This window comes from uncultured Bacteroides sp. (assembly GCF_902491285.1).
In the GTDB taxonomy this organism is placed as follows: domain Bacteria; phylum Bacteroidota; class Bacteroidia; order Bacteroidales; family Bacteroidaceae; genus Bacteroides.
Map to the genome: position 1 here is coordinate 1 of NZ_CABUHK010000162.1, position 4,007 is coordinate 4,007.

Annotated in this window: 2 protein-coding genes; both read left to right on the forward strand. The window is 40.2% G+C overall.

Translation table 11 applies throughout. The annotated features are described in order from the left end of the window. The first annotated feature begins 281 nt into the window (after positions 1-281). Entirely contained in the window at positions 282-779 is a 498-nt protein-coding gene (locus tag RDN93_RS21760; RefSeq protein ID WP_005844149.1) for an AraC family transcriptional regulator, read from the forward strand. 57 nt (positions 780-836) lie between these two features. After that, positions 837-3,716 (forward strand): PL29 family lyase N-terminal domain-containing protein, encoded by a 2,880-nt coding sequence (locus RDN93_RS21765; protein WP_308747403.1) that lies wholly within the window; start codon positions 837-839, stop codon positions 3,714-3,716. The last annotated feature ends 291 nt before the right edge of the window (positions 3,717-4,007 follow it).

Consider the following 4,007-nt stretch of genomic DNA (forward strand, 5'->3'; position numbering starts at 1 on the left):
TGTGCTATTGTATGTATGGAAGATGAAAAAAGTATAAATCTCTTAGTAAGAGATCTACAAACAGACGATAACAGGCTTTAAATCAAAATATTAACTATACAGATACAAGATTAAATCAGAGCCGGTAGAACCAGAAGAAATACTTTTTTTCACAATATTCCATATTTTTTCCGCGAAAAGTGTACTAGTTATCAAAACTTTCCTTATTTTTGCACGTGAAATGTCGATCTCTTACTAAGAGATCTGCATAAAAGGCCAATAAGAACGAATAACGAGTTTAGATGGAATACCTGTTTCTGAGACGTAAAAAGACGAGCAGCACTTCTGTAAGGCAGAAGACATTGCTCTATCGTGCCGCCGGCCGCGAATGGACAGCGCGGTTCTCGTCACTGTCGGATGTCCGTCCGGCAGACAGCCTTATATATAAAGGTATATTGTATCAGTTGGAGATACGCCGGGCGTTCCTCGATTCCTCTCTTTCGTTAAAGAAACTGAGTATGATGCTCGAAACAAACCAGACTTACCTGAGCAATGCGGTGAACCGCTACTTCGGTTGTCATCTGAAGGAGTTGCTTAACCGCTACCGGGTGGAATACGCTAAGGAGCTGCTTCGCAACGGCGGTTGTCCGCTGGGCGAGGTTCCGTCACGGAGCGGTTTCGGTTCGAAGAGTCCTTTCTATCTGGCTTTCGTCCGTCAGACGGGTATGACTCCGAAACGGTATGCGGCGCGCGAGAGGAACCTGGTGAACTTGGAAATAGAGAATGAAGTCCTTTTATAACAGTATATGTATAACCAATTTTTAGTTTTTTAAATTTATAAATTTAAATCTTTATTTATGAACAAAAAGTTTTTAAGTGCAGTTCTGTTCGGAGCCTTGATGGTTTCGTCAACAGGAACATTTGTGTCTTGTAAAGACTATGATGAGGACATTGACCGCATCGACAAGGAACTGGTCGATATCAAGTCGGCTCTTTCAGCTTTACAGGCAAAAGTTGATGCTGGTAAGTATGTTACCAACGTAGTGAAGAACGGTGACGGTATCACTGTAACCTGGAGTGACAATTCTACAAGTACCATTGAAACTATCAAAGGTGACAAAGGTGAAGACGGTAAGAATGGTACAGTTGTGACCATCATTGACGGTTACTGGGCATTTGACGGTGTGAAATCTGAATATCCTGCAAAAGGAGATAAGGGTGACAAGGGTGACCAGGGCGAACCGGGTGATGCTGCCGCTGCCGGACATGATGCAAAGATTAGCGAAAACGGTTACTGGATGGTATGGGATACCGAAAAGGCTGCATACGTTGAAACAGAATATATTGCCGGTGGTGCGGTAGCTGCACAAGTAAAAGGTGGCTGGAACATTACTGTAAAGGATGAAAATGGTGATGAACAGACTATTTTTATTCCGAGCAGTGCTACTATGGGTTATATGGATGTCTTGAATGGTGCTAATCCGATGCATGCACTTTATGGAATTAATGAGAAGGATGTTGAGTACGGACCAGCCAAAAAAACTTTGAAGAAAGGTTTGTACACCACTCTTGATCGCGACTTGGAAGTTGTGGTTAATCCTCAGGGAACAGATGCTTCTGCTTATTCATTCAACTTGATGAACTCTGCCAATGTGGATACAGAATTGCCGTTTAAGGATGCTGTTCCGTTTAAGGGTGTATTGACTAGAGCCACTTCTGAAAATGCAGTATGGGTATTGCCTCATGACTTTGTCCGTTATGAAAATATTGATGATGCCAGAACGAAGAACTATCTGTTGTTCAAGGCTAATGACGGTGCAAAACACGCTTTGTCTCTGACTGCTACTTTGAATGAAACAATAATTAAAACTCCGTATGATTTGAGTGCTCAGTTGAAGAAGATTGGCGAAGTTAATGTAGGTTTGCGCAACTTGGAAAATTGTGCAGTTAATGTAGATTATACTCCTATTGTTTCTTATATTTCTCCGTCTGTAGATGCAGCTGCTGTATATGACTACTGGATTACTTTGGAACAATCTGCCAAGAACTTGAAGAACGCACAGTTGTATGGTGTGGAAATAGATAAAGAAGGTCATAGCTTCAAGTTCACAAGAGAAACAGGAGTAAATAACTACATTGAGTTTGTTTACAACTACATTTTGATGGACGGTACTATCGTACAAGGCGATAAAGATGCGCCTCACTTCTTTGCTTATCAGCGTGAAGAAATGGCAAATGCTCATGAAATTACTTTGGAACGTCTGTATACTCCGATGGATGCTAAGTTAATTGTTGAAAACGACAAGGATCCTAATTATAATCCTGAACTGAGACCTACTACTGGTTCTTGGTCTGCTAATGAGAAGCAAGTATTTGCTCTTAATACTAAGGCTTATTCATTGGATAAAATAATCAATGAAATGAGTGCTATAGAAAAGGCTGTATGGAAGAGTGCCGTTGAAGCTGGACGCATTGATTTCGAATTGATTGGTGGTGAAGGCGAAAACAATGAATATTGGGATAACTGGACAAAAGGGTATAATGTTCGTTATGCTATTGTGGACAACACCATAACATTCCAGTTCGTTGTATCTGAAGGATATCCGTATAACTTCACTTTGAAGAACGCTTATCAGTTGACTTTGACAGTGAAAGATGAAGACACCAACACACCTGTTGCTTCGATCATCTTGCCATTCGAATTCACTCAGCCGACTTTGGATATTACTCGTGTAAACGGTGAGAAGGCTATCTGGAATGACAAGAAGAATGTATTGAGCATTTATGGTGACTTGGTAAAAGAAGGCGATGTAGAAATTATGAGTGTTCCATTCTATGAAGCATTTACTACTGCATATGCTAAACAATATACTGTATTTGGTTCTACAGCTCAGTACTATACTTTGAGCCATAATGAAAATGTAGATAATTGGTTTACTTATTCCGGTTATGAAGTGTTAGGTCAAGATTATGCTACGAGACTTCAGAATATTCCTTTGACTAATATCGTATATTCAAGTCTTGCAAAAGAATGGAATACACGTACTCTTGTTGGAAATGTAACTACTGGAGAAGCTAATCTTCCGATAGTTGCCAACTACAGGTTCTACGGAGTATATCCGGCAACTAAGGAACAAGTATCAGACTTTACTCTGAGATTCGCTAGCTTGATGGGTGACGCTAAGAAGGTAGAAGCTAAGAAAGAATTTACTTCTAACAATGTAACTCGTGAAGTGGTTCTGACAGATGCTGACTTTACTTTGGTGGATGCTTTGGATGATACATTCTATCTGTTCGACGGTGTTAAGGCTGACGGCAATGTGGATAAGCGTTCTGATATGAACCTCCGTCAAGGATTTGAAGAAGGTACTGAAGGATTCGCTACAAACTTCACGCTGGCTAATGCTAATGCATCTGCATACTATTACAAGAACGGTAACAAAGTTGCTATCCCTGTTTCTGTAGGTACGGTTAACACTAATGCTAAATTCGTAACTAATGCTAATACCAAGACCAGAGCTTGGGAACCAGGCACTATCAGTGCAACAAATGTTATCGTTACAGATCTTGGTGCTAACGAAGCTGTGAAGAGTGAAGGCTATGCTGCTGTTCCTGGTGGTATCATGATCCAGTTGCCTTCTAGCATTGGTACTACAGAACCTGTTACTATCGAATTCAAACTGAAAGATGTATTCGGTGTAACTAAGACTCTGAAAGTAGTTGTAGCTGCAAAATAAACTTGGTTAAAAAACTGCTTCCCTCTCGTGGGGGAGCGGTTCCTTCTAAACAAATGAATTTATCAGGAAACGATACAATCCCAATTCGGATAAAGTTCATTTTTTCAGCAAGATAAGACTTTCTCCGACAGGAGAATCTTATATAATAAAAACTTTAGATTTATAAAACAGAATCTCTGGCTTGTGACAAGCCGGAGATTTTTTATGTATATAACGGCAATCATCTCAGCGTGGAGGTAAGCGTCTCCGCGATTCTATATAGTATATTAAAAATAAAAAGTCTAATGATCC

What these genes read in the sequence shown, in the direction of transcription:
- RDN93_RS21765 (WP_308747403.1), top strand. Translation starts at nt 837, where the DNA reads ATGAACAAAAAGTTTTTAAGTGCAGTTCTGTTCGGAGCCTTGATGGTT.
- RDN93_RS21760 (WP_005844149.1), top strand. Translation starts at nt 282, where the DNA reads ATGGAATACCTGTTTCTGAGACGTAAAAAGACGAGCAGCACTTCTGTA.